General features: G+C 37.4%; 20 protein-coding genes. 4 read left to right on the top strand and 16 right to left on the bottom strand.

Annotation, left to right across the window (positions count from 1 at the left end; translation table 11 throughout):
- Positions 1-442 precede the first annotated feature (442 nt).
- Positions 443-1198 carry an N-acetylmuramoyl-L-alanine amidase gene (locus tag OU989_RS00970; RefSeq protein WP_274795257.1) on the bottom strand — a complete coding sequence of 252 codons (756 nt, stop codon included), beginning with the start codon at positions 1196-1198 and terminating at the stop codon, positions 443-445.
- An 863-nt stretch (positions 1199-2061) separates the two neighbouring features.
- On the opposite strand from OU989_RS00970, the gene OU989_RS00965 reads away from it, so the two are divergent.
- Positions 2062-3345: a hypothetical protein gene (locus OU989_RS00965; RefSeq protein ID WP_274795256.1), complete on the top strand. Its 1284-nt coding sequence runs from the start codon at positions 2062-2064 to the stop codon at positions 3343-3345.
- Positions 3346-3634: 289 nt separating this feature from the next.
- On the opposite strand, the gene OU989_RS00960 is transcribed toward OU989_RS00965, so the two are convergent.
- The 5 genes from OU989_RS00960 to OU989_RS00940 form a co-directional block, all read right to left on the bottom strand.
- Complete coding sequence (locus OU989_RS00960) at positions 3635-7810, bottom strand: S-layer homology domain-containing protein (protein ID WP_274795255.1); 4176 nt, start codon at positions 7808-7810, stop codon at positions 3635-3637.
- Between the two features lie 273 nt (positions 7811-8083).
- Positions 8084-8248, bottom strand: coding sequence for a hypothetical protein (locus OU989_RS00955; RefSeq protein WP_274795254.1), 165 nt, complete (start codon positions 8246-8248; stop codon positions 8084-8086).
- 67 nt (positions 8249-8315) lie between these two features.
- Positions 8316-8471 (bottom strand): hypothetical protein, encoded by a 156-nt coding sequence (locus tag OU989_RS00950; RefSeq protein ID WP_274795253.1) that lies wholly within the window; start codon positions 8469-8471, stop codon positions 8316-8318.
- Between the two features lie 12 nt (positions 8472-8483).
- On the bottom strand, positions 8484-8765 hold the full coding sequence (locus tag OU989_RS00945; RefSeq protein ID WP_274795252.1) for a hypothetical protein: 282 nt from the start codon (positions 8763-8765) through the stop codon (positions 8484-8486).
- 553 nt (positions 8766-9318) lie between these two features.
- A complete protein-coding gene (locus OU989_RS00940) occupies positions 9319-10881 on the bottom strand; it encodes a sensor domain-containing diguanylate cyclase (RefSeq protein ID WP_274795251.1) in 1563 nt (520 codons plus the stop codon).
- A 457-nt stretch (positions 10882-11338) separates the two neighbouring features.
- Between OU989_RS00940 and OU989_RS00935 the strand changes: the two genes are divergently transcribed.
- Complete coding sequence (locus OU989_RS00935) at positions 11339-12523, top strand: CaiB/BaiF CoA transferase family protein (RefSeq protein ID WP_274795250.1); 1185 nt, start codon at positions 11339-11341, stop codon at positions 12521-12523.
- A 94-nt stretch (positions 12524-12617) separates the two neighbouring features.
- Here OU989_RS00935 and OU989_RS00930 read toward each other — a convergent pair whose 3' ends face one another.
- The 4 genes from OU989_RS00930 to OU989_RS00915 all read right to left on the bottom strand — a co-directional run bounded on the left by OU989_RS00930 (position 12618) and on the right by OU989_RS00915 (position 17214).
- Positions 12618-14093: a hypothetical protein gene (locus OU989_RS00930; RefSeq protein ID WP_274795249.1), complete on the bottom strand. Its 1476-nt coding sequence runs from the start codon at positions 14091-14093 to the stop codon at positions 12618-12620.
- 198 nt (positions 14094-14291) lie between these two features.
- Positions 14292-14846 (bottom strand): HPP family protein, encoded by a 555-nt coding sequence (locus OU989_RS00925; protein ID WP_274795248.1) that lies wholly within the window; start codon positions 14844-14846, stop codon positions 14292-14294.
- Positions 14847-15046: 200 nt separating this feature from the next.
- Positions 15047-16405: an acetamidase/formamidase family protein gene (locus tag OU989_RS00920; protein WP_274795247.1), complete on the bottom strand. Its 1359-nt coding sequence runs from the start codon at positions 16403-16405 to the stop codon at positions 15047-15049.
- Positions 16406-16599: 194 nt separating this feature from the next.
- Positions 16600-17214: a PH domain-containing protein gene (locus OU989_RS00915; RefSeq protein ID WP_274795246.1), complete on the bottom strand. Its 615-nt coding sequence runs from the start codon at positions 17212-17214 to the stop codon at positions 16600-16602.
- A gap of 200 nt (positions 17215-17414) precedes the next feature.
- Here OU989_RS00915 and OU989_RS00910 point away from each other — a divergent pair, with 200 nt between their 5' ends.
- The gene (locus tag OU989_RS00910; protein ID WP_274795245.1) at positions 17415-18137 is read left to right on the top strand and encodes a response regulator transcription factor; all 723 of its coding nucleotides are present in this window, start codon (positions 17415-17417) and stop codon (positions 18135-18137) included.
- On the top strand, positions 18134-19540 hold the full coding sequence (locus OU989_RS00905; RefSeq protein ID WP_274795244.1) for a sensor histidine kinase: 1407 nt from the start codon (positions 18134-18136) through the stop codon (positions 19538-19540). The genes OU989_RS00910 and OU989_RS00905 overlap by 4 nt, the downstream gene beginning before the upstream one ends.
- Before the next feature lie 44 nt (positions 19541-19584).
- Here the strand turns inward: OU989_RS00905 and OU989_RS00900 are convergent, their stop codons facing one another.
- From OU989_RS00900 to OU989_RS00875, 6 genes are all read right to left on the bottom strand, one after another.
- Entirely contained in the window at positions 19585-19944 is a 360-nt protein-coding gene (locus OU989_RS00900) for a YxeA family protein (RefSeq protein WP_274795243.1), read from the bottom strand.
- A gap of 1 nt (position 19945) precedes the next feature.
- Positions 19946-21814 (bottom strand): ABC transporter permease, encoded by a 1869-nt coding sequence (locus OU989_RS00895; protein ID WP_274795242.1) that lies wholly within the window; start codon positions 21812-21814, stop codon positions 19946-19948.
- The gene (locus OU989_RS00890; protein WP_274795241.1) at positions 21801-22568 is read right to left on the bottom strand and encodes an ABC transporter ATP-binding protein; all 768 of its coding nucleotides are present in this window, start codon (positions 22566-22568) and stop codon (positions 21801-21803) included. Before OU989_RS00890 ends, OU989_RS00895 begins: the two co-directional genes overlap by 14 nt.
- 212 nt (positions 22569-22780) lie before the next feature.
- Complete coding sequence (locus tag OU989_RS00885; protein ID WP_274795240.1) at positions 22781-23257, bottom strand: glutathione peroxidase; 477 nt, start codon at positions 23255-23257, stop codon at positions 22781-22783.
- A gap of 14 nt (positions 23258-23271) precedes the next feature.
- Positions 23272-24606: an FAD-dependent oxidoreductase gene (locus tag OU989_RS00880; protein ID WP_274795239.1), complete on the bottom strand. Its 1335-nt coding sequence runs from the start codon at positions 24604-24606 to the stop codon at positions 23272-23274.
- Between the two features lie 13 nt (positions 24607-24619).
- Positions 24620-25765 carry a VanZ family protein gene (locus OU989_RS00875; RefSeq protein WP_274795238.1) on the bottom strand — a complete coding sequence of 382 codons (1146 nt, stop codon included), beginning with the start codon at positions 25763-25765 and terminating at the stop codon, positions 24620-24622.
- Positions 25766-25858: the final 93 nt, after the last annotated feature.

Genomic DNA, 25858 nt, shown 5'->3' with positions numbered 1-25858 from the left:
ACTCCATTGGTTTCCACCTTTGAAACCAGTCCTCAATTTCCTCATGAACTTTTTCTTGCATATCAAGATAATTTTTCATGTAAAACTTACTTGGAATACTTTTTATACTTATCCGCTGTTGGATTGGAGGCATTGACTTGAAGTTAGATAGCCACTGTTCAAGATCTACAACAACATTTTCTTTCAGCAGTTTATAGCCCGAATTCTGTAATTCGACTTAAAATTTGCACTCCATCTAGCTCATGACTTGATTTCTAAATCAGTATTAGTCTATTCTAACAGTCATTTGCTCTCTCCTCTTTCTATCTGCTAAAATAATCAAAAAAGACTAGGTTCCCAAAAGGGCCTAGTCTTTCTTGGTTTGTTTAAGGATTAAGACATTTGACAAGATTACATAAATTAGCTTACTACATTGTTCTGAACAATTCCTGAACAACCGATTTCACTCAGTTAAGTCAGCCACTACCTCTGTTATCTTTGATAGTTGTGCGACTTTTATTTTCTTCTCCGCTACTTTTGCTTCCGTTTTGCTTATAAATTTTCCGGCCTTAATTCTCCATTTGTCGTTTAATTGTTCAATATAGGCATTCCAGCCAAACCGGTACTTTAACACATCATGTGCATTTTCAGCAGCTTGTTGAGTTTCATATAGGCCTGTTACGACAAAATACTTCGTAGTAGCATTTGCGGCATTTCTCTTCCTTACAGTACCGACCGAAGCATTTCTAACCATAGAAATAAACTGCATCCATTTTACTCGCTCTTCCCGCATTTTTCTTGGGCAATTTTTGTTGTTGAAATAATGATGCTGTACTACGTTGTTAATTGTAATGTTTTCTTCTTTCATGATCCTTGCAACTATAACAGCTGTATTATTCACAGCCTGTAAATAATCTCCGTCTGAATTGACACAAATGTTTATTTGGATACTTTGTAAATTACCTTTAGCTGATCCTGCCCCCACACATGCATATTCAAACGCAAATGACTGAACCGCTTCTTTATCGTCCACCGTTAAGTGCCAGCTAGCTTCCCTATAATGACCATTATATTGTAAACGGGCGTAGGCATCCGCATCGGCCCCGGATTTCTCATTATCCGTTTCATGAATAATAATATATTTTTTTGTATTTTGTTTTCCATAAGTCACTTTAGCTGCCTGTGTTTCTGGAACTAAATACTGACGCCATACTACCATTATGATGTACCATCCTTTTTGTTCATTACCTGCCAAACTATTGTGATTCCTATAGTCACTCTTCTTTTATTGCTTCTAGCTTACGTTAATAAACTGAACAGTTTCTGAACAAATTGTGCTAAAAATAAAAAACGACCAGGCAATAAGATGCCTAGTCACTTTTGATAATTGCACGTGTGATCCTCACAAAAATAACACTATAAATTTATAACACCATTCTCAACAATTTCTGAACATTAGATGTTCACTAGAGTACATTTTAGGGTTATCCATGAGTTTTTTGGATTTATCGATTAATTCGATCATTCTATCCGCTACTTTGAATGTTTTATCCGCCGATTCGATCATCCTATCCATCCCTAGAATGGCCTCCCTTCACTATTCAATTTGCAGCTTCCTGAAATTCTTTTTATGCCCCATGAGTTGCTTTGACATCTAGGAAGCTTAATTTTGTCATTCCATATAGAAGACCACGTTAAATAAGGATCATCATCACTACAGGTTGTGCACATGTTAAAGTTATTTTGGTATGAAGATTATTGGTGATGCCTGTAGCACTGTTTGCTTCAATTATTCATTGTGCCTTTGGATAAACAGATTTCTACTACATAAAAATAACAGGCAATGTATTAACCTTACATCACCTGTTTTTTCACTATATTTTCTATTATCTTAATCAGTCTGATTCCCTTTATAGGTACTGAAGTTATACCATTCTTAAATTAAATTTATAACCAATATACCTATTCATCCAAAAAATGCATAAAAAATTCCTAGGCTATGATAAAATTAGTATAATACCAAATATTAGTTGGGTTATAGTTCCATATACAATAACAATTAAAATAGGAGGATTCTCCAAGATGAAAAACAAAAAAAGATTGGCCTTGCTGACTTTAGTGGCCGTTCCTTCACTACTTTACAGTGCGCCAGCATCGGCAGCTAATTTGACTGACCATTCAAGAACTGCCTATGTATACAACTACAATGCTAACGTCTCGAATGTTATACAACTAATTAACAACATAAACAATACAACTGCTACCTTCCAACCAAATTTAGAGGCAGCTCTTAAAGCATATAATGCGTTGACGGAAGTTGAAAAACAATATGTGACGAACTATTCAACCTTATCAGCACATCAACAAACGAGAGTGGCTTACCGTAAACTAGCTGCTCAAATTGAAGAAAAGCTAAATTCTGTAGAATCATCATCTGTTCATTATTATCAAAATGTCCTTGAAACACGCGATTGGTATAATACATTAAACGCTGCGCAAAAGTCTTATGTAAGTGCCTCTGCGCAAAAAATATTAACGTCCTATATCACACCAAATACATCTGTTGATAAAGTGGTCAATAAAATTCAACTACTTAATTCATCTCGCCTGACGTTCCATAAAGAGGTGGCCGATGCCAGGGCGGAGCTTAATGCATTGCGGAGATTTACCAATGTTTCTTTACCTGTAGGGATCGAGCAGAAGTTACTTGATGCTGAACTGCTTGTGGCGAAGGATAAAATAGTTGCAAAGGAAGTTGAAAATGCCATTGCTTCCCTATCGCCGAAAACATCCACGGTTCATGATGTTCAGGAAGTTAAAACAGCCTTTGAAGCGTTAACACCTGTACAACAGGAACTAGTGCCGAATGTCTGGACTTTAGTTGATTTTGTACAAGGTAAATATACACTCCCTACAAAAGACAACGTACCTAAAAAACCCGTTCTCTCTGATGTCGCAGCTGCTCCAGGTAAAACTACAGCTATGACAAAAAACAAAAATACCTATAAAGCCAAAATTAATGTTGCTGAGACAGAGATTGATACAGAACGCTTTATTCTCACGACAAAAGATAAAATGACGATCATCATTCCTCCACTCTATACGCTAGTGAATGAGGATGAAGGCGTGATGAATATAGAAGTAACGAAAAAGGGCAATCGTATTACACTCAAAGCTGAATTAAATAAGGAGCCTGTGACATTCGATGCCAATATGGAAATCATTATGGAGGGATTACCAGCTAATTCATCCTTCTATCGCTCCAATGATTTTGGTAAGCAAGTCCCAGCCGACTTTACTGTCAGTGGTAATCGCCATATTATCCAAACAACTACTTCTGGAACGTTTCAGATTGTAAGAAATTAAATCTTATTATCATTTATAACAATCCGAGAGCCGGGACAAAGAACAATTCGAATCATATAACGTAACTCTCATTTGCATTTAGTTTGAGATTTTCCTTTACAACTCTTTACTCATATGTTTCATAACGGGCAATTAGTTTAGTACAGGCTTCTCCCTCTGCATACTTTCCCCAAACTTAAAAAAACGCAAGAAATCAACCCTAGGAGAGATTTCTTGCGTTTATATTTTTAAATTTCCTTTTTATTTTTACATTAAAAATATACTTAAATCTTACTTACCTTAGCCTTATTTATTTTGTTATTTTACCTTGTACTTTATACATATTCCCGTATTTATCCACAATAACAATGACAATATAATCCCCTTCAATAAACGAAACAGATGGATGAGTAATAGATTGTTCAGTACGTCCATCAGAAAGCTTTGTTTTACCATTTCCACTACTTAAACTTACTAGGGCTCCAGGCGTCTCTGGTATGATTACCTCTACTGGTTTAACGGCATCAATTTGGGCTTGGGTATAAGTATTACTGTAGGCTTTATAGTAGAATTTAGCCTCTTCTCCAGGTACCACAGATGGATCTGCGAATGTAAAGTCAAATGTAGTAATAATAGTTTTGCTTCTATCTGTTGCAATTGGAGGCTGTAATTTAGCACTCTCAATGTTTGTAGTAAGCGTTCTATAGATAAATGATGAAGATAGCTTACTAAACGTCCATCCGCCTTTATCCTTTGCAGTTGCATTAATTGTCATATCAAAACTTTGTGTTACTTCATTAGCAAATGTAAGTATCATTTTACGTGGCTTCCATTCATTAATATCCTCTACTTTATCCTGCCACTTCCATGAAGCATAAGTAGGAGTAATCGCGTTACCTGTTTCAGGATCCACTAATTGGAAGTCCGAGTCTTTTAAATCAACAGCCTCCGAGAAAGTCACTTCTAATGTTTTACCATCAAGCTGTTTAACGATTGGATCTTCTACTTTTGGTGGTGTACCGTCAGAGAAGAATTTATATGCCATTACACCTGTTCCACTTTCGCCAGGCGTTAGACTAATTGGTTTATTTTGTTTTTCATCATGTGTATAGATTGTTGACTCTGTACCAACTTGGACCATTGTTGCATTCTTATATCTATCCTGAACTGCAACATATAGCTCGTAATTCTGATGTGGTTCTAGAGGAGAAAGGTTAATTTCATTTGTATCTTTTCGCATAGTACTTGCTCTTCCTCTTGCAATAACTTCCTCAGCGCTAGTTGGTACGGAAACTGTTGAATCATCAGCTCTTCTAAGAATATAGTGATACGTTCCAGCTTCATCAGACATAAATTTAAAGGATGCTTTTGTATCACCCTCAGCTATTTTAATAGAGGTATTTTCAATCTTAGGTGCCGTTCTATCATCAATAACATGTTTTGTTTGTATATCAGAAACATTTCCTGAACGATCACGCAATACCATATAGATGGAGTAGCTCTTAAATGGATCTAATGGTGGTATTGTATTTGGTAAAGGGATTGTTACTTTCTGCTTCCCTAATTGTGCTGGTTTATTTCCACCACTACCTATAATTGCCACATCCTGTGTTCCAACTTTAAATGTTGTCTCATTTAATTGAACTGCCTCAATTAAACGTAAACGATCATCACGCGTTAGAGTTAAATCTGACTCCATAATTAAATAATGATACGTCCCCGCTTTTGAAGCATTAAACTCTAGAAGTGTTTGATCCTTTGTATTATTTATTACTGGCTCCCCTATAATTGTGAGAACCGGTAATTCCATATCATTATGAATGTACTCAGCTGTATTTCGTGGAACGGTATTATTTGGGATATTTTTTATATTTTCAAATTCAATATCAGCTAAATCTTTGACATTCGGTGAAATAGTAACAACTAGGTTATCCCCATTAACAAAGCCTGTAAGTGATGGAATAGTGAAAATAAGTCTTTTCTGAGCTTTATTATAGACAACCTTTGTGGGATGTATCGGTTGTTGTGCTCCTTGGTTTACTATACCTGTGCCAGAAAGATCATAATTCTCTACTTTTTCTGCAGAAATAGGATCCAGTTCTTCACTTACTGTTATATAAAATTCATTTTTGATTTCATCAAGTAAGACTAATTCTCCACCAACAACATATGGTGGAATATTATCAAGCTCACCTGTTTTAAATTCCTTAGCTACAGCAGGATCTACGGAGTAGTTACCTGAATTATCCTTCATAACAACGTAAAGCTGATACTCAGTCTCAGCCTCTAAGTCTGTTAACATTTCTTTTATGCCAAGTTCACCAGCTTTTGCTACTCCTTTTCCAGTTGGGTTAGCAACGATATCTGCTGTAGTTGGATCTGCTGCTGTTGTTTTCTTACGTACATAGTAGTAATAATCTCCTGGTTCACTAGCTGCAAAAGTAAATTCAGCTCGAGTGCCTCCATGTAAAGGAGTAACTTGTAGGGATTTGACTACTGGAGGAGTTCCATCTTTCATTTGGAACGATTGTGACACGGTATCCGAAGCATTTTTTGAACCGTCCACGACCATAATGTAGATGACATATTCTTTTTTCTCACCTAAATTAGAAACCTTGATAGAATTTGTTCCTTTGATAGCTGCCCCCGTACCATGTGCCACGTTCTTATTGGAGAGTCGGTTGACCATTTCACTTTTATTTGGTGCCTCTTCACCTTTTTCACGCACAATATAGTAGTACGTACCAACCTCATCTGATGTGAAGTCTGCTTGAATCTCGCTACCACTTAGTACTTTGACATTCGTTATACTAACAATCGGTTTTGTTTTATCATCTGGAACCTGATTCTCGTTTTCGTCTTTATCAATTGGTTTACCATCTGGATCAGTAATATTGCCGATATTATCTTTATCATCCAGGAAATCATCGAAGATATTATTTGGTGATCCATCTTTAGGTAAGATGACTTTATCGATATACGTATAGTCGCCAATATCAATTTTTCCATATGAGTTATCTACAAATAATGTGCCGATACGACCATCAATATATAGCTCAAGATCTGTGTAGCTATTGTAATTAATCCAATCTATATTTCCTGAACCGTAGATTGTAAGCTTCGTTTCTGTATTCAGATTTAACGTGCCGATATCACCTTGAATTTCAAACTCTCGTACATTTCCAATGATGTCTACACGAGGGAGTTTTGTATTCGTTTCAATCTTTGTACCTGTTTGCGATACAACTAATCGAGAAACGCTACTGTTATAGAATTCAAGATGCTTTTCAACGTTTTTCATTTCCTGCTTTTCTTTAGACCAGTTGACGAATGGCTTATCTTTATCAGGTTTTGGGTTTGTCCAATTTTGAAGATCATTTGAATTGTTATTTGGCGAATCTTCACCTTTGTTATTATCTGGATTTGACCAATTAATAAATGAGATATTGTTGCTTGCCACGCGTCCAAGAGCTAATGGCTGATTGTGTGTAGCCCCTAAATGCAACGGTGGACGAACGGTTTCGTTGACAAACATTGTTCCTGTCATCGTCATATTTGAGAACTCAATATAATTACCATTTACAACAATCGTTGCGCCTAATGATCCATAATCACCATCGAAATCAAGGAAGCTTGAACTTGTACCACTTGCATTAATCGTTAATTTTGAGATGGAGCGAATACTTTTCCCCGAAAGATCCCCCTCAATAAAGGCACCTTTTAATACAGGTGCATTATAGTCATTAAAGATATGGGATAAACTTTCCGGAATCGAATAAGATTTCCCATTTATGTAAACAGCGTCATCATCAACATTTGTAATTTTGTATGATGTTTCATTATTCTTCTTCTCTTGTGAACCTACAACAAATGAAGCAAACTGTCCGCGCGTTACAGGATCAAATGGAGAAAATGTAACAGGCGTTGTGCCTTTCGTAATATTCAAATCGATTAAAGTTTGAATATAGATAGCATTGCTTGTTTGGCTATTCACATCTTTGAAAATATTATTGTATGTAGGAGAAACCTCTAGATGGAATCCAACTACAACCATTTTGGCTAATTCGCCTCTAGTAAGCACTTCATTTGGCATAAATGTGCCATTTGAATAACCAGACATAATGCCAGCATTTTGTAATGCCGCTACATATTTATAATACTGATTGCCCTTCGGTACATCCTTATAGTAAGGATCTTGGATATTTTTCGTATCCAATTTTAACGCTGTAGCCAGCATTTTCGCTGCCTCTCCACGAGTTACACTTACATTTGGGCGGAAAGTGTTATCCGAAAAACCGCTCATTATACCTTGAGAATAAGCTTTTAATATTTCATTATAATTATCCGAGTATTGGTTAATATCCGTAAAGGGAGAAGTAGCCGCTGCCGCTTTTTGTGGTGAAGGCACTACAACAGCAATCCCACTTGAAGCAAATACTGTTGCAATCAAGGCTTTATTTACTTTTTGGATTTTAGATTTATCCATTCCACTCTTCCTTTCACTTATGTATTTTGATACGTACAACTATCATTTTCCTCATACTCTTTATATCGACCAAAAGCTAGTGAACCTTCATAGATAAATCGAAAATAGTTAGGTAAATTTCTTCATAATCATATGAGTTTTTGAAGGGGTTCTCTTTTCGATTTCATGTTACTTTTCGGGGGAGTCTTACGCTTCTGTTAAGCTTCTCACCTTTTCAAAGGAGGGGAGGTTTGTTTGGATCATTTTCTCGTTTCCTTTGAGCGGATTCTCCCTTTATAGGATCACCTGCTCTCTACTTTGGAGCGGAGGCATACCTTTTATGATCACTTTCTCACCTTTTTGGAGCGGCGGCATCCATTTTACGATCACCTTCTTTACACTTTGGAGCGGGGGCATCCATTTTATGATCTCCTTCTCTCCACTTTGGAGCGGGAGCATCCATTTTATGATCTCCTTCTCCACTTTGGAGCGGAGGCATACCTTTTATGATCACCTTCTTTCCACTTTAGAGCGAGGGCATCCATTCTATGATCTCCTTCTCACCTTTTTGGAGCGGCGGCATCCCTTTTATGATCACCTTCTTTTCACTTTGGAGCGGAGGTATCCCTTCTAAGATCACCTTCTCACGACTTATGAGCGGGGATTCCCATTTTATGATCACTTTCTCTCCGCTTTAGAGCGGGGGCATACCTTTTATGATCACCTTCTCTCCACTTTGGAGCGGAGGCATACCTTTTATGATCACCTTCACGTCCTTTTGGAGCGGGGGCTTCCCTTTTATGATCACCTTCTCTCCACTTTGGAGCGGAGACATCCCTTTTATGATCACTTTCTCACCTTTTTGGAGCGGGGGCTTCCCTTTTATGATCACCTTCTCTCCGCTTTGGAGCGGGGGCTTCCCTTTTATGATCACCTTCTCACGACTTATGAGCGGAGACATCCCTTTTATGATCACCTTCTTTCCACTTTAGAGCGGGGGCTTCCCTTTTATGATCACCTTCTCACGACTTATGAGCGGAGACATCCCTTTTATGATCACCTTCTCACGACTTATGAGCGGGGCTTCCCTTTTATGATCACCTTCAAACGACTTATGAGCGGGAGCTGCTTTATTTGGATCACTTCCTTGTTTCCTTTGAGCGGTTCCTGACTCGTTTGGATCACCTCCACACACTCTCAGAGCAGATTAACACCATTTGTGATCAATGCACCCATTCCGGCAAGCAACATTGACGAAAACATAAAAAAGCCAAGGAGCATCGGTGCTCTCTTGGCTTTCACGATATATAGGCATACATCTAGTCGTACTTGGGTGTCATAAGGGAAAGGGGGATAACCTTACGTCTTGTCAAGTCGATCGAGAGATGTGACCCGAGTTACATATCATTTGAACATGGTTGAGAAGTCATTTGGCGGATGACTTAAGAATAGCTTGCCCAAATGATGTTTGCATTAATCAATTACCCCAAAAATTAGAGATGTAAGCCCATTTGTTATAAGTTTTTTATTCAAATTTTCTCAGCAATTTTTACTTGATTGCGCCCTGCTTGTTTTGCTCGATATAATGCACTATCTGCCGCTTCAATTAATGCCTCTGTAGAATCGGCCATCTCTGGAAACACAGCAATTCCTGCTGATAACGTTACTGGTTTACCACAGGGGCTTTCTGTAGTGGATAAAATTTCACGTAATTGCTCTGCTACCTGTGTCGCTTCATCTGCCGTAGTTTTCGGCAGTAGCATAACAAATTCCTCGCCACCATAGCGACAACAAATATCGCCTTCACGTGCTACAGACTCCATGTGTCTCGCTAAAAATTGTAATACTTTATCCCCAACGGCATGACCATATGTATCATTGACACTTTTAAAGTGATCTAAATCTAACAGAATAAACGCATGAGGTACATTACTTGCAGACCATTCTGCAAGTACGGAGTCCATTGTACGTCGATTCGTAACACCCGTTAGTGGATCGACGGTTGATTGGTCCTTGAAAAATGTGACTTGTCCATGTAAAAATGATAAACTCCGAATCAACACATTCTTCAAAGAATAAGCTTCAAAATACCAGCCACTAACCGACTTTAACCCCTCTACATCCTTCTTATCGAGACTTTCCTCTGTTAAAATAGCTAATTGCTGTAACGGATTGGCTATCCGTGCTGCAGCCCAAAGGACGATAATAATTGAAACAGCCATAAGCGGTACAGATTTTATAATGACCTCCTGTACACGATCAAATGAAGGGGCTAATGCTACTTCTAAAGGTTTTTGAGCAACAACTCCCCAACCTGTTGAAGGGACTGCACTATAGCCAGCTAGCATTTTTACTCCTTTTGTATTCTCGACTAATTGAATCCCACTTTTGCCTGACATCACAGCTTGAACCACTTTGTTTTTTGTTACGACATCATTAATACGGCTTGGGTCCTGATGATAGATTACGCGTCCATCAGAATCTACTACATAGACGTAGGAGCCATCCTTACTATAATGTTCTCCAAGTAACGTTTGAAAGACATTAGGTTCCTTTAAGTAAATAGTCCCCGCCACCATCCCTAAATACTCGTTGGACTCTGAGAAAATAGGATGAGATATAAAAATAATAAGACGTCCTGTCATCGCCTCATATGGTTTAGAGATGAATGGTTTCTTTTTGGATAACGCCTCCTTTGCCCCAATAGATGTTAAAACCTCCCCTTTAATTTCAACTGATGGCGGAGATACAGATAAGACAAGACCTTTTGCATTTGTTATGACTACAGAATTGAACATTTGATTTTGCAATCTTAGACGCTCTGTTTCCTGGTTTAGCGCATGCTCATCATTCATATTTGTACTTACTTGATTTGCACTATAACCCAAAAGTTGAAAGGCTTCATCAAGATAGCCATCTGCCGTTGATGCCAGTTTTTGCGCATACACTCGATTTGTCTCAAGTGTATTTTCCTTTATCGAATCAACATTCATTCTGTATCCGCTCCAAACACTGCCAATGCTTGTAAAGAAGAATGCTGCCATCGCTACACCCATAATTAAATGCTTTAATTTTAACTGATATGTTTTCATTACCTTCCACCTATGTATATTAGTTTTTTATTTATAACAATATTTGAGCCTATTATATCGGTTTAATTCTGTCCTTTGTACACTAGAACATAGATTGTATCAATAAAGAGGTCCGAATCATATGGACATCTAGAAAACTTTCATTTTATTCAAACTAAAGTTAACTGAATTATCTGAAATTCAACATTCAATAACTGAAAATTGCTAAAGGATCTAAATTCTAAATTTTCCTATTTTTATTGTTATTCTGACATATAAAATTCGTAAGGTTTATTTTATAATTAAAAATAGCATAGGCAATTTAATATATATTCTGTTATAATACTCATTAAAATAAAATAAACTGTATTAATACAGGATGTTATGTCGCTTTTCACACAATGGGGATTATGAGAAAAGCGCTGCGCTGCCATCATAGGGATGGTCGTGTAGCCTACACAAAAAGGGGTTGGAAGATTTGGGCATTTTAAAGGGGTTAAAAATTCTCGATTTTTCTGCATTACTACCAGGACCAATGGCAACAATGATATTTGCTGATTTAGGGGCAGATGTGATCCATGTTGAATCATCAAAGCGTGTTGATTTAACTAGGATTATGCCACCCTATGATGATGATCACGAGGCATATATTCACCAACATTTAAATCGATCTAAAAAGTCACTTACATTAAACCTAAAATCACCAGAGGCTATAGACATTGTTAGAACACTTGTTCAAGAATACGACGTTATTATCGAGGGGTTTCGACCTGGTGTCATGCAAAGGCTTGGCATTGGCTATGAGGCACTTAAAGAAATAAATCCTCAAGTTATTTATTGTGCAATTACAGGCTATGGTCAAACAGGACCTTATAGCAACCGGCCTGGACACGATAATAACTATCTATCATTAGCAGGATTACTTGACTATTCACGCCATAAGGATAAAAAACCTGTTTCAATGGGTGTTCAACTCGCGGATATAGCCGGTGGGACTATGCATGCCGCTATTGGTGTACTAGCTGCAGCCTTGCATCGTGAAAAAACAGGAGAAGGACAATTCATTGATATTAGTATGACAGATGCTGTATTCTCCCTTAATGCTATGTACGGCTCTGCCTTTATTGGAGGTGGTCGTGTGCCGCAGCCAGAGCAAGAAATATTAAATGGCGGAAGTTACTATGATTTTTACAAAACAAAGGATGGACGCTTTTTCTCTGTTGGTAGTTTAGAACCTCAATTCCGTAAATTGCTCTGTGAGGCACTTGATATTCCAGAGTTGATTGATAATACCTTCAATGATTCCTACTATACGCAGATTCGTTTTAAAGAGGCAGTTCATGATGCATTTCTATCAAAGACATATGAGGAATGGCTTGAGGTATTTAACGAGGATTTTGAAGGCTGTGTAGAACCCGTTCTAACATTTCCAGAAGCATGTGAGCATCCACAGCTAAGGGCAAGAGAAATGATTGTAGCTATTCCAAAAAGTGATGGGACGATGCAAAATCAAATAGCATCACCCTTTAAATTTGACGGTGCACAGCCAGAATATAAGCATGTTGGTGCCAAACTAGGCGAACATAATGAAGAGGTCTTACTTTCTTTAGGTTATAGTGCTGAACAAATCAAAGCCTTAAAGGAAAAAGGCGTTTTAGACTAAAAAATTGCTTTGCAGATTAGCTACAGCAAACCCGAACTAGTAGGAAAAACTAAATGAGTGTTTCCTACTATAGCTCGGGTTTTTTATCAATTATTTATACATATGCACTAATAAACATGCGCATGTTTTCAAAATGATCATCAATTAGCAAATATTTTTTATAAATTTCCATCAACTTTTCAAAAAGCTCAAATTGCTCGGTTACAAATAATACTCTTAAAATATTTAACATATGCAAGGAGGCACTTTGCGCTACAACATGGTATGGCACTTCAGGTTGTCGATAATTACGTCGCCATTCTTCCACGGATAAGCCAATATGCTGTAATGAGTTATTCACATGTAGTGCAATGTCCTGTTGAACGTATGCCTCAATAGCGATCAGTTGTTCACTACTAAAGTTTTTTTGTACTAATGAAGCATTAATTTTTTTATTAGACGCTAGTACGTGCTCCTTTAATAAAAGTAATCCATCCTCATAAAACGCCATTTTTACATAATGATCGAGTAGTATAGCATATAAATTCTCTAAATAATTAAGCTGATAGTTTTTAATAATGGCAGGTGGTGTGGGTTTACGATTTGGTAAAAGATCCTTGTATTCTAGTAAAATTTCGATAGCATAATTATTTAATCGTTCGTCCTCCAATAAATACTCGCCATAATGTATAACTTTATCACTCTGATGTTCTCTATTAGCTATATGAAATAAAATATAGGCAATTAACACTTTTTCCTTCTCTGTAAGTGCGTACATGGAGTAGCGCCACTCTACTTCGAATGAAGTTATCAGCGCTTTGACATTGTCATAATCGTCCTCTGATAAACAATAATGTGTAACAATTTGATAAAGACGTAACTGTTTCTTTGCCAAACAGCTAGCATTATGCTTATCCACATGAGTTATACACTTATCCAGTATCGTTTTATAGTTATTCACAAAGTTATCCACATGTTCACAACTTTTTCTCACAGAATTCTCAAAAAGACCCATTATTTCATAAAGAAATGTGAATTGCTCTAAAGGTCTGTGGATAAACAGTGAATAAACTTTTTTCATAAATAGCCAATGCCAAAATGAAGCATGTTGTTTATACAGCATATGCACTAAATAATCATCTTGAAACTTATACAAAATTATGGTCTGCAGCTCATTAACTGGCATTTCCATTTGCATTCTTTTCCCAAAAACTAGCCAAATTAATCGTTCTAAATCTATGGTATGTTGTGCAAAGAGCTGGTCAAAAAAAGTTTCTTTTCCTTTTTGCGTATAGAAAAAAGCATTGAGCCGTTCATTCACAAATTTTGCTTCTAAACCATATTTGTCAAAATACATTTGCATTTCTGTTGATACACGACCCCAATATTTACGAGCTGTGGAAAAGGCAATATTTTTAGCCGTTTCTTCATTAACTAAAAATAAATGGGGTGAGAGTGAAGTTCCAAGTATTTTTGGATCTTCCTGCAGATATGACTCTGCCTCTAGCCATGTTGCTAGTAAATTTTCAGCACCCTCTTCACTTCTTTGTTTATAAGCCTTGAATAATTGCTCATCACAGTCCAACAGCATACAATTGGAGCCTCCCATCGAATTCGACCAACAAAGATCTTCCCCTATCATTAAAATACATGTTTTTAACACTCTTTCTTCAATATAACAAATCTTAACTAACATATGCTAAAAAAATAGTGATATGCATAACGAAAACGTTAACAAAAAAAAGAACCATCTATTAAGTGAAAACACTTCATAGATGGAAAACTTTCATCACCAAAACAGTGGATATTTTCTTTTTTCTCGTAAATTATTTATCAATAACCCAAAAATTACAATAATAACGGCACCAATTAATACGGGCATTACTAAATAGCTCCAACCATAGCCTCCTAAAATAATAATAATAGGATTAGCACCCGCTGGAGGATGGATAATGCCTAGAAAAGCCATAAAAAATATGGTTAACCCAACACCAAGACTAATAGATAGCATGCTCGAACCTAGTAATGCATACATGGCCAAACCAATAAACGCAGAAATTAAATGACCACCAATAATATTTCGAGGCTGCGACAATGGGGCATTCCAGACAACAAATACAAGCACACAGCTTCCACCTAGTGATGCCATTAACCAAGGTGCATCTGTAAAGCTTGTTAGCCAGAGGAGCACAAAGATACATATTAATCCACCAATTGCTCCTGTGAAGGCATCTGCGAAATTAGTCCGAGATGGCGCATGACCTCCTCCCCTCATTTTTAATATAAAGGGTTTAATACTATTCTTTTTCTCTAACTTATTTTCCACACTCAAGGAATCTGCCATTTGACACCAACTTTTCTAATCTTTACTCATCTATTCAAAACTATTTTCATGTTGATCGTTGTTAAACTTTAATTATTATATCAACACAACAATAGAATTCAATCTAAACTTCATTTTTCAGACAAATGCTTACTTATATACTTTATTAACCATACAAAAAAGCAAACCTATAAAAGTTTGCTTTCGAAAAAAGAACACTATTAATCATATTGTTTTTTAACAGTTTTAAAAATTCGTACCTTCTTTAATATTGTTTTAGGAACTTGGAAGGTTGCTGTGACAACTCCTGGATGACGTCCAATCTCTATGGAACCTGTTATCGTTGCTCTATTTAATACTTCTGGCTCGCTCATCTCAAATAGTTTTGCAGCTCTATAGATGGCATTATCAGTAGCTTCGTTTAATGTTTTACCAGAACCTACCACAGATACAGGAAATGATTCTTCAACTTGTTTCACCCCGAACTCCTCTGCTAATTCGCGAGCACGCCGTTTTTCTTCCTTTGTAAAGGGCTTTGCTGTATAAGGTAGATCTTCCACGTTCGGTAGTAAGATTGGGCCCTCCAATGCTACCTTTTTCAAGACACTAACTTGGAGCTGTACGATACCTGCTACATCTGTTGTATGTCCTGCAATCTCGCCGTCTCCCTGCATGGCATGCATATCACCAATATAGACACCACCCCCAGGAACCTTCACAGGACAAATTAGGGTAGCTCCTTCACGAACTCGACTAATATCCATATGTCCATCCGTACGATGTACATCCAATTCATCTTGTGTAAAGGCATATTCATGTGGGGCGCCAATCAAGAACGAACCAAAATCACCCGCATTATGAGAATCTGGCATCGCTTTAGAAGGAGTTGTTCCAAGCTGACCTAAAAATGGTCGCATTCTGGCCATTACACCGACTAAGTCGCTTGGTGCTAATGCAACAACAGGATTTTGTATAGAATTTTCAGGTGTTCTCATGTAGTTTTTAGCGTCAAGAGCAATTCGGCGAGCACCCTCTCGTCCAACAGTCACACCCATTTGACCTCTATGATCTAGTGCCATTGTATAGCCGTTTGTTATTTTAAATGGTGCTGTTTCGGTATCACATGTCGAGCAGCGAATGGCTTGTGGCCCTATTCCTTTTACGACTGTATTTGGATGTAGCTTGCCACAGCCAGGGCATTTGACGGAAACAAACGGATCGCCAATAAATCGATCAGTAATGGCTTCATCATGTCCAGATGAGGTTGCTAACGATGTAACCTGAATTGATTGTATTTTTATGACAATAGCGTCACCCACCTCAGCCCCTTCTACAAAAACAGGCTTTGTTACTTCATGTCCTCCACGAATAGTAGGCGTAAGCATGGGTCCCCAGCATCCAGGTGTTGTATTGGCAATGATTGTCCCACCATCTTTAACTGGCCCCAACATTTTCTGTGAGGGATCTAAAATTCCATCGATGAACTCATTTACGAACAATGTCTCAGCGGCTTGCGGTTGCTGTATAAAGTCATCATTTTTTAATCCTTCTTTTTCAAGCACATGCAATTCGTTTGTCATTTTTCGTCACGCTCCTAGTTTGATTTTTATGTATAACTTTATGTTAAAAATGCTCTCCACATTTGCAGAGAGCTATTTAATCTTTTCGACAAGAAGCCTACCAAAAGTTCGTGTTATGAATACTTATCTTTGACAGTTGTCAGGATGTATGAGAAAGCAAAGCGACAACGTGCATTACGCCGAGTGCTAAAGATTTAATTATTCATATATAAATCAAAAATATGTGAGAAGTCTTCTTTTTTATATTTATCTTTATGTTCAATCATCCATTTGTTCGCAAAGCTTGTAATTTCTTTGAATGACGACGCTGGAGATATATTGTCATTGCCAATTCGACCAAGTGATGATGATGCAATGTTAAGGCTTTTTTCTGCTACCTCTAATTTATAGGCATTGTGCTTCTGCTCGTAGCTAATGGCATGTAGTGCTTTATACAAATCTTTAATGTCATCAATAAAGCGTTTGTGGATGTCGATGGAAAGTGGAGAATTGCCGATTGTAAACTTAATTTCGACATCAAGGTCTATTGTTCCTGCTGTTTCGAGAAAAACATCTGTAATGGAATACATAGAATAGTCATAGCGTCGTAGTAATCGCTTCTTACTCATAGCGCTTTCGCCATCTACATGAATAATGGCACGATTTGTAAAGCAATACTCATCTGCCTTCGTTTTAATTAGAAAATAAATTTTCTCATCAATTTCATGTAGGATAAAATCATCCGCATCCGTTTTATCATAATCCTCTTTTGGTACAACTACCCCAATATCTGAAAGTCCAAGTGCATCCGCTGCTATTTTTTTAAACATTGTCATTCCCCCTAAATAGTAATACTCTTTTTACGCTTTAGAATGTGTAAAGGTTTCATTCCTCCCTCTCAACTCATTATAAGGGAATGCCAGCTAGGTCAAATTTTACAAAAACAATGCTTCATTTCCTCTTTCTTGTACATTTCATTTATAATGATTGTCAGAAAAGATTCTTTTAAATTGAAAGGTCGTGTGAATAAGTGCAAGAACCAACCATATTAGTCGTGGACGATGAGGCTGATTTAGCTAATCTTCTAAAACGTAGTCTAGAAAAAGAGGGCTATAAACAAATTTATACAGCTGGCTCCATTCACGAGGCTTGGACAAGTTTCCAACAAACAAATCCAGATATAGTCCTGCTAGATGTCATGCTACCAGATGGTGAGGGCTACGATTTATGTCGACGAATCCGAGAGGTGTCCCATGTGCCTGTGCTATTCATGTCTGCTAAAAATGAGGAAATAGATAAAATTTTAGGACTAGCCATTGGTGGCGACGATTATATTACGAAGCCTTTTAGTCCAAAGGAAGTTGCTTATCGTGTAAAGGCACAATTACGTAGAGCCGGCTATCAACTACTGGATACCACTCCGAGCATTGCCGAAAAAGCACTAAAGGTTGGACCATTCCAGCTAAACGCTGATGAAACGGAAGTGCATAAGGATGGGGTTTTATTGGAGTTAACAGCTAAGGAAATTGGTTTAATGGCCTGCTTTATGCATAATCCTAATCGAATTTTAAGTAAGGAAACATTGTTTGAACGTGTTTGGGGAGAGGATTTTTTCGGCTCTGATAATACGGTCATGGTGCATATACGACGTCTACGTGAGAAAATTGAGCAGGATGCCTCTAAACCTCTTTACATCACAACAGTAAAGGGACTTGGCTATAAATTTGTCATACCAAAAGAGGCGCAAGGATGAAGTGGAAATTAACAGCGCGCTTTCTCCTTTCCGTACTATCTATTGTCATTATTGTTATTTTCGTCAATACAGCCATTTTCGTAGGACTCCTTACTTATCGATTGTCAAATGATTATGATGGTCCATCTGCAACTAAAGAGGAAGACTTTGTACGGGATTTCCAACAATATATTGAGATAAAGAATGGGTCAGCGACAATCAATAAAGAAGGGCTTGAACAGTTGCATCAGCGGAATGCTTGGATTCAATTGCTTGATGTAAATGGTCAAGTTATTGATGCACACTTTACACCAGAAAAGGCACCTTCACACTATGCACCTATTGACTTAATCCAAGTTTATAAATATAAAGAATTTGAAGCTGATACGACTGTTTTTATTGGCGTCAAGGATGAGGTTAGTTATCTCATTGGTATTAGGAGTGATGTTTCGCGGTTAGTCATGCATGTTTCCGGCACATCATTTTTACAGTTTATTGGTAAATTCGGACTTTTCATTGTTATTGCCGACTTGTTAGTAGCTACATTAGTTGGCTGGCTTTTTGGTCGTACGTTAACGAAGCCTCTATATGCAATGATAGAACGCATTCGCCATTTAAAAAACCATGAACATCAGACTGCTACAACTCCTGGTGGTGTATATAAACCAGTTTTTGAAAATTTAAATGAAGTATCACGAGAATTGGCAGCCCATGAACAGGAAAGAAAACGATTAGAGATTATGCGGGAGGAATGGATTAGTAATGTCTCACACGATATGAAAACACCGCTTGCTTCTATTCGTGGTTATGCAGAGCTATTGAACGATGATCAATTAGCTTATAGTGAGCAAACAGAATACGCCAAAATTATTGAAAAACAATCATTGCATATGCAAGATCTACTCGATGATTTGAACTTGACGATGCGCTTAAGACATCAACAGCTACCACTTTCATTAAGAAAAGTTAATATGGTGCCATTTATTCGTGAGATTGTTATTGATACTTTAAATACAACACAATTTGAGCTTGCCAATATCGAGTTTAATGCGGCTTCTGAGAACAGTTACCATCAAATCGACGAGCATTTTATGCGTAGAGCGATCATGAACTTTTTACACAACGCTCTCCTTCACAATACTCCAGATGTAGCTGTCCAAGTGTTGGTTGATGGGAATTCTATTACAATTTCTGATAACGGCAAGGGAATCCCTGCAGAGGATTTAGAACATATTTTTGAACGCTATTACCGAGGTACAAATACAGAAAAAACAACGGGTACCGGCTTAGGCACAGCCATTGCTAGGGATATTATTGAGGCCCATGGAGGCACTGTTACCATTACGTCTGAAGAAGGAAAAGGAACCAGTGTTAACATTTATCTACAAAGTGAAAATCGCATAAGTCAAAACGAGAAATTTTAACGCTAAAGGGGTGTCTCAAAAAATCTTTGAGACACCCCTTTTTTCTACTTCATTTGGTCCTGCACCTTAGCAGGTAACTCATGGAATTTCACCTCATCATATGAAGTAACTTCCGTTTCTTTTTTTACATAAAGCTTTAAATACGCATCCTGACGTAAGTTTTTTTGAGCTGAAAATTTGAATGTTTTTTCTTCTCCGTTTTTATTGAATGCAGGTAGCTCGTACCAATATGTTTGATAGATTTGACCGCTATCTGCCTTATACTCCTCTACCTCGCCATCAGCTGTGATATGCACATAGTACGTGTCTTTATTTAAACGGTTAAAGTCTACAGTCATTAATACGACTAACCCTGCTACGAATAAGATAAACAAAGCACCTATTCCGAGAAATACTTTTTTCATATTAATTCCCCTGTCTTACAATTTTATAGAACGAACGTACGGTAAAAATATAATAAATAAAGTAAATAGCTGAGTATGCAATCATCCACAGTATTACTGGCTTTGTAATGTTCATACCAAATAATTGTGAAAATGCAAGTAATGCAAACGAACTATGCACAATACCGACAATCAGTGGTGCACTAAAGATTACAGCTACTTGACCTGCTACTGTCTTTAAGATTTGCTTACTATTCACACCGATTTTATTTAAAATGGCATATTTCGCCTGATCTTCTTCAGCTTCCGTTAAAATTTTGAAATAAATAATACTACCTGTTGCCGCTAGGAACACTAAGCCTAGAAAGCTTCCTACAAACAATAGTGCACCTACTGTCGCTATACTGTCCTCATAACTTTGTGGAACGCTAGAGAAAGATTCTTGCTGTTCAGAGGATAACTGCTTGTAAATGTCTTTGGATATGGTCTGTTGTTTTAAATCATTGTCTAATCCAATAACCTGAATCGTCACCTCTTCAGCATTTGTAGCAGTAAATTCCTGATCATTCACAACGAGTACTGTGCCTGCAGATGTAAAGTTTAAAACACTTTCTGTGTACATTTTATCTACATGGAAGGAATCTCCGTTTTCAAGTTTAAAGTCTTCGTTAGTAAAATCATGTGAAAATCGCTCATCATAGGCTGCATCAAGTAACACAGTAGAACCATCTGCAACGTGCAGTTCTTGATTCTTACCTTGTAATTTAGCTAAACGATTATAATCAGATTCCTTAAGTAATGTATATTCGAAGAATGAGAATTCATTATCCACACGTAGATTTTTCACTGACAGCGATTCATTATACAAAACTTCTTGCTGCGGTAATTCAACTGCATCGCCCTTCCACATAAACGTATTCGGAAGCATCTGGCGTACACTTGCTTCTGCATTGTAATACATACCGAAGACCCCACCACCAGCTGTAATGGTTGTTGCGCTTAAAATAGCAATAATCGACAACGACTTTGCGTTTGCTCGGATACGATACAATAGTTGGGAAACACCGATTAAATTTAATCCTTTCCATGACCATGATGTTGCTTTTTTTAAAGCGGTTAGCACAAAGACACTCACACTATGGAATAGAAGATATGTCCCGGCAATCGTAACACCGATGACCATTAATGGCGTACCTAAAATAGTAAAGAATCGCCAAATTTTACTTGTAAACAAATCAGAAGCAGCTGTATAATAGCCAAATGCAATGAGCGCTGTGCCCAGTAAGGCAGCTACTAATGATGCACGCGGGATTTGCTCTCCCTGTTTTTCAGCATGAAATAAATCAATTAACTTAAATTGATAAATAACACGATAACCTTGTAAAGATGTGAATAAAAACAGTAGTGTAAAAATGCATGTCGTATTAATTAGTGCTTCCATCGAAAATGTCAGGCTACCTACCACTTCATAGCCCATTAAGCGCACTAAAATCATTAATAACCCTTGTGACATAAAGAATCCAAGAACAATACCAAGTACTAAAGAAACAAGCCCTATAACTAAATTCTCAAAAAAGAGCATTAAGCCAATTTTTTGCTTCCGAACACCTAGTAACGAGTAGAGGGCAACTTCCTTTTTCCTCTTCTTCATAAAAAATGAATTGGAATATGCCATAAAAATAACTATAAAGAACAGCAGTACTACTGATGACGCACTCATCAATCCTTTAATCTGTTGTGACGATTGTTTTAACGCTGAAAGATCATCATTATATTTCAGCGTCACAAATGTAAAGTAAATAACAATACTAAATACCATCGAGGCAATATATAAAAAGTAATTCGATAAATTGCGCTGAATGTTTTTACGCGCTAAACTAAATAACGTCATTTACTCCACCCCCGATGCTAGATAGCACCTGCAAGATCTCTTGGAAAAATTGCTTCCTTGTTAGAGTCCCACGATGAATTTCCTTAGAAAGCTGCCCATCCTGAATAAAGAGTATGCGTTGACAGAAGCTAGCTGCGAATGCATCATGGGTAACCATCATAATCGTTGCGGCTTGAGATTGATTTAAATCACTTAAACTTTCAAGTAAATCAGTAGCAGATTTTGAATCAAGTGCTCCTGTAGGCTCATCAGCAAAAATTATTTTTGGCTCTGTCACTAATGCACGCGATGAGGCTGTACGCTGTTTTTGTCCACCCGATATTTGATAAGGATATTTATCAAGCAAATCACTAATTCCAAACAAACCTGCAATACGGTCAACCCTTGCGCTAATGGCCTTTGTTGGCATCTTTGCAATAGCCAGTGGTAAAACTATGTTTTCTCGTACTGTTAAAGAATCAAGTAAGTTATAATCTTGGAAGATAAATCCTAAGTTATCACGACGAAAATCTGCTAATTCAGCGTCCTTCATACGTGCTAAATTGGTATCCCCAATAATAATTTCACCATTTGTTGGCGTATCAATCGTTGCTAATACATTCAAAAGCGTAGATTTCCCAGCCCCTGAAGGACCCATTACTCCAACAAACTCTCCTTTTTCTACTTCAAATGATATATTCGATAGCGCTGTAAAAGTATTTGCGCCTTTGCCGTAAGTTTTTCCAACGTTTTGTACCTTTAATAATGGCGTCATATACGCTCACCTCTTCTTTCTGACTTTAGTATACGACCCCAAACTTACAAGAAATTTGTCACAAGCTTACAACAACCTTAAATCATTAGCTTTATAAATTACTACCAATGTAAATTATCTAGAATTCTATCCACACATCCACGAAGGTCCCCTTTTCCTCAATCAAAGTAAAAAAAGGATTCATACACAAACTGTGCATGAACCCTGTTCATCTATTGCTGTAAAACCTTTTGAATATCATCCTCAAAGCTACCTGGCTTATCTGCCGGTGCGTAGCGTCCAACAACCTCACCATGACGATTTACGAGGAATTTTGTAAAGTTCCATTTAACATTACTACCTAAAAATCCTTTGGAATGGGAAGTCAGATAATCGAATATAGGATGGGCTTCTTTACCGTTCACCTTGACAATCTCGTGCATCGGGAACGTCACACCATACGTCAGTCGACATTGAGAAGCCGCCTCCTCAGCTGTCGCTAGCTCTTGTTTAAATTGGTTCGATGGGAAACCAAGGACTACAAGACCTTGCTCCTGATATTTCTCATAGAGACCTTCTAATTCTTCAAATTGCGGTGTAAAGCCACATTTAGAAGCTGTATTGACAATAAGCATAGGCTTTCCTTTATAACGTTCTAGGCTATAGATAGTACCATCCTCTAAAGTTACGTTAATATCATAAATGTCCATCTTTCTACCTCCCATTATAAACGTCCATTCATTCTTGCCACCTGCTGTAAAGGATCCCATACACCGTTGAAAGGCGGTGCATAGGCTAAGTCTAAATCAAGCAAATCTGGTAATGTCATTTTACTATACAATGCTGTAGCAAAAACATCGATACGCTTATCAATTCCTGCTGGCCCTACTATTTGCGCTCCCAATAGCAGCTGATCTCGTTTGCGCACAATAACTTTTATATACATGCGCTGCGCACCTGGATAATAGCCTGCGATATGTCGAGCAGATAATTTATATGCCTCGTAGTCGAAGCCAAGCTCTTTAGCCGTGCGCTCATTAATGCCTGTTGTAGCAATTGTTAAATTGAAAAACTTTAAGATCGAAGTTCCTACAATTCCTCTAAATGGCGCACATTTGCCTGACATATTAAGTCCAGCTAAACGCCCTTGCTTATTAGCAGTTGTTCCTAATGGTACATAGTCTAAACGCTCTTTGACAATATTAAAATGGGTTGCACAATCTCCTGCAGCATAAATATTTTCTATAGAGGTTTCTAAATGACGATTTACAATAATTGCTCCATTTTTGGCTAGTGCTATCCCAGTACCCTGTAAAAATTGTGTATTTGGTTTAATGCCTGAAGCGACAATAACTAAATCTGTCTCTAAAACGCCGTTATCTGTAATGACACGTTCAACACGTTTATTCCCTTCGAATGCTTCCACACTTATATTTAATAATAGCTCCACACCATTCTTTTTTGCTTCTTCATGAACATGTTGGGCAAGCTCTTCATCTAAAGTGCGTGCTACATGGCTTCCACGTTGAACTAGTTTTACCTTTTTACCGCAGGCATGTAGTGTTTCTGCCATTTCTAACCCAATATAGCCACCACCGATAATAGTTACCTGTTGAATAGCGGGCGTTAAATCAGCCATTAAGTCTTCTAATTGTGGAATCGTTTTTACTGTGTGGATACCCTCTAAATCAGACCCCTTTTTCACTGGCATAACTGGACTTGCCCCTGTTGCAATCAGAAGCTTATCATAAGGAATTTCAAATGCTTCTCCACTTGCTTGTGTACCTGTAATAATTTTCTTCTCTACATCTACATTTTCTACTTCATAGCCCACTCTTGCATCAATGCCATACTTATCACGGAAAGTCTCGACATCTCTTGCAATTAAACGATTAGTTGAAGAAATACGACCATCTACAACATAGGGCAAACCACATTGCCCATACGAATAAATAAAGCCACGCTCTAAAGTGGTAATTTCTGCCCCCGGTACATTACGATAGATTTCCATTGCTGCAGACATACCTGCAGCATCTCCCCCGATGATGACGTATTTCATTCTACAAGCCCCCTTATGTTTTCCTTGTTGCCATTAAATCTGCGTATTGATCGATATATAAACGTCGTTTTCCACCACTTACAATGACGCGTAGGACATGGATGGCTATAATCATTGTTAGTATAAAACCTGCTGTTGCTGCAAAGAGAGAAATGATAATTTGCAGAACATAAAATGGTGAATCGATATTTAATTGAATACCACCAATCGTTGTAATGGCCTCAAATAGACAAGCCGTAGCGATAATTGCAACACAGCGACGCCACGATTGCCTTACAATACTTTTTCCATTCTTATTAACCATTGTAAAACGCATTACCTTCATACCGAGTGTTGCACCATCTAGCATGCTTGGCATCACACCAAAAAGTAACATGTACAGCGTTATTTTTACTAAAAACTCAAAAGTTCCATTATATCCTGTCAGAGCACCAATTATGAGCCAAATCATTTGTGCAATGGATAAATCAATAACGAGTGCCAGCAAAATAGAAATAGGTTTAACAATATCTCTTTTTTCCATTTCAGCCGCTTTAGCCTCAACTTCTTCATGAGAAGGGAATAATGCCCATACAATTGGTGCTAAAAAGAACCCCAGTAACGCGCCTACACTGTTTAGTAATAAATCATCAACATCAAAGAGACGGTAGGCACAATTAAAAATGCCATAAATACCTGTTCTTTGTGTGATCTCATAAAACAATGTTAGCAAAAAGCTAATGATAAATGCACGTTTCCAGTACCTTCTTTCTTTAAGAAAATATCGTAAGTATACGCCAAATGGCATCAGTAATAAAAAATTAAAGAAAGCTTGATAAAATGCCTGCTGTTTTGTGATTGCAAGCCATGTAGACGGATTTGTCATGACAACTCCACTGTCCTTTAAAATATCTTCAACAAATTGGAATAATCGTAAATTGGAATGAATGGTATCTGCAGGCTGCAGTGAGCATGTATCTCTTGTAGATGGAAATGGTAGTAATACTAAACATAGTGCGGATAAAAAGTAAAAGATAAATGACAACATAATAATAGTTTTAGACATCGATAAGTAACCATATTTGCGATACGTATAAATTAGCCATGGAATGAAAAGTACAAATGATAAAATAATAGTAATAAAAAATGCTATGAAAATGGATTCTGTGTAAGTTGACATATAAGCACCTCGCTATTTAAGTTGCCCGATTTCCTGAACGCTAAAACTAAGTTTAGACATCTAATACAACATATATATTTCAGCAAGCTTACA

It is taken from the genome of Lysinibacillus irui, assembly GCF_028877475.1.
Classification (GTDB): Bacteria; Bacillota; Bacilli; order Bacillales_A; family Planococcaceae; genus Lysinibacillus; species Lysinibacillus irui.
This window is presented reverse-complemented; position numbering and strand designations above follow the sequence as displayed.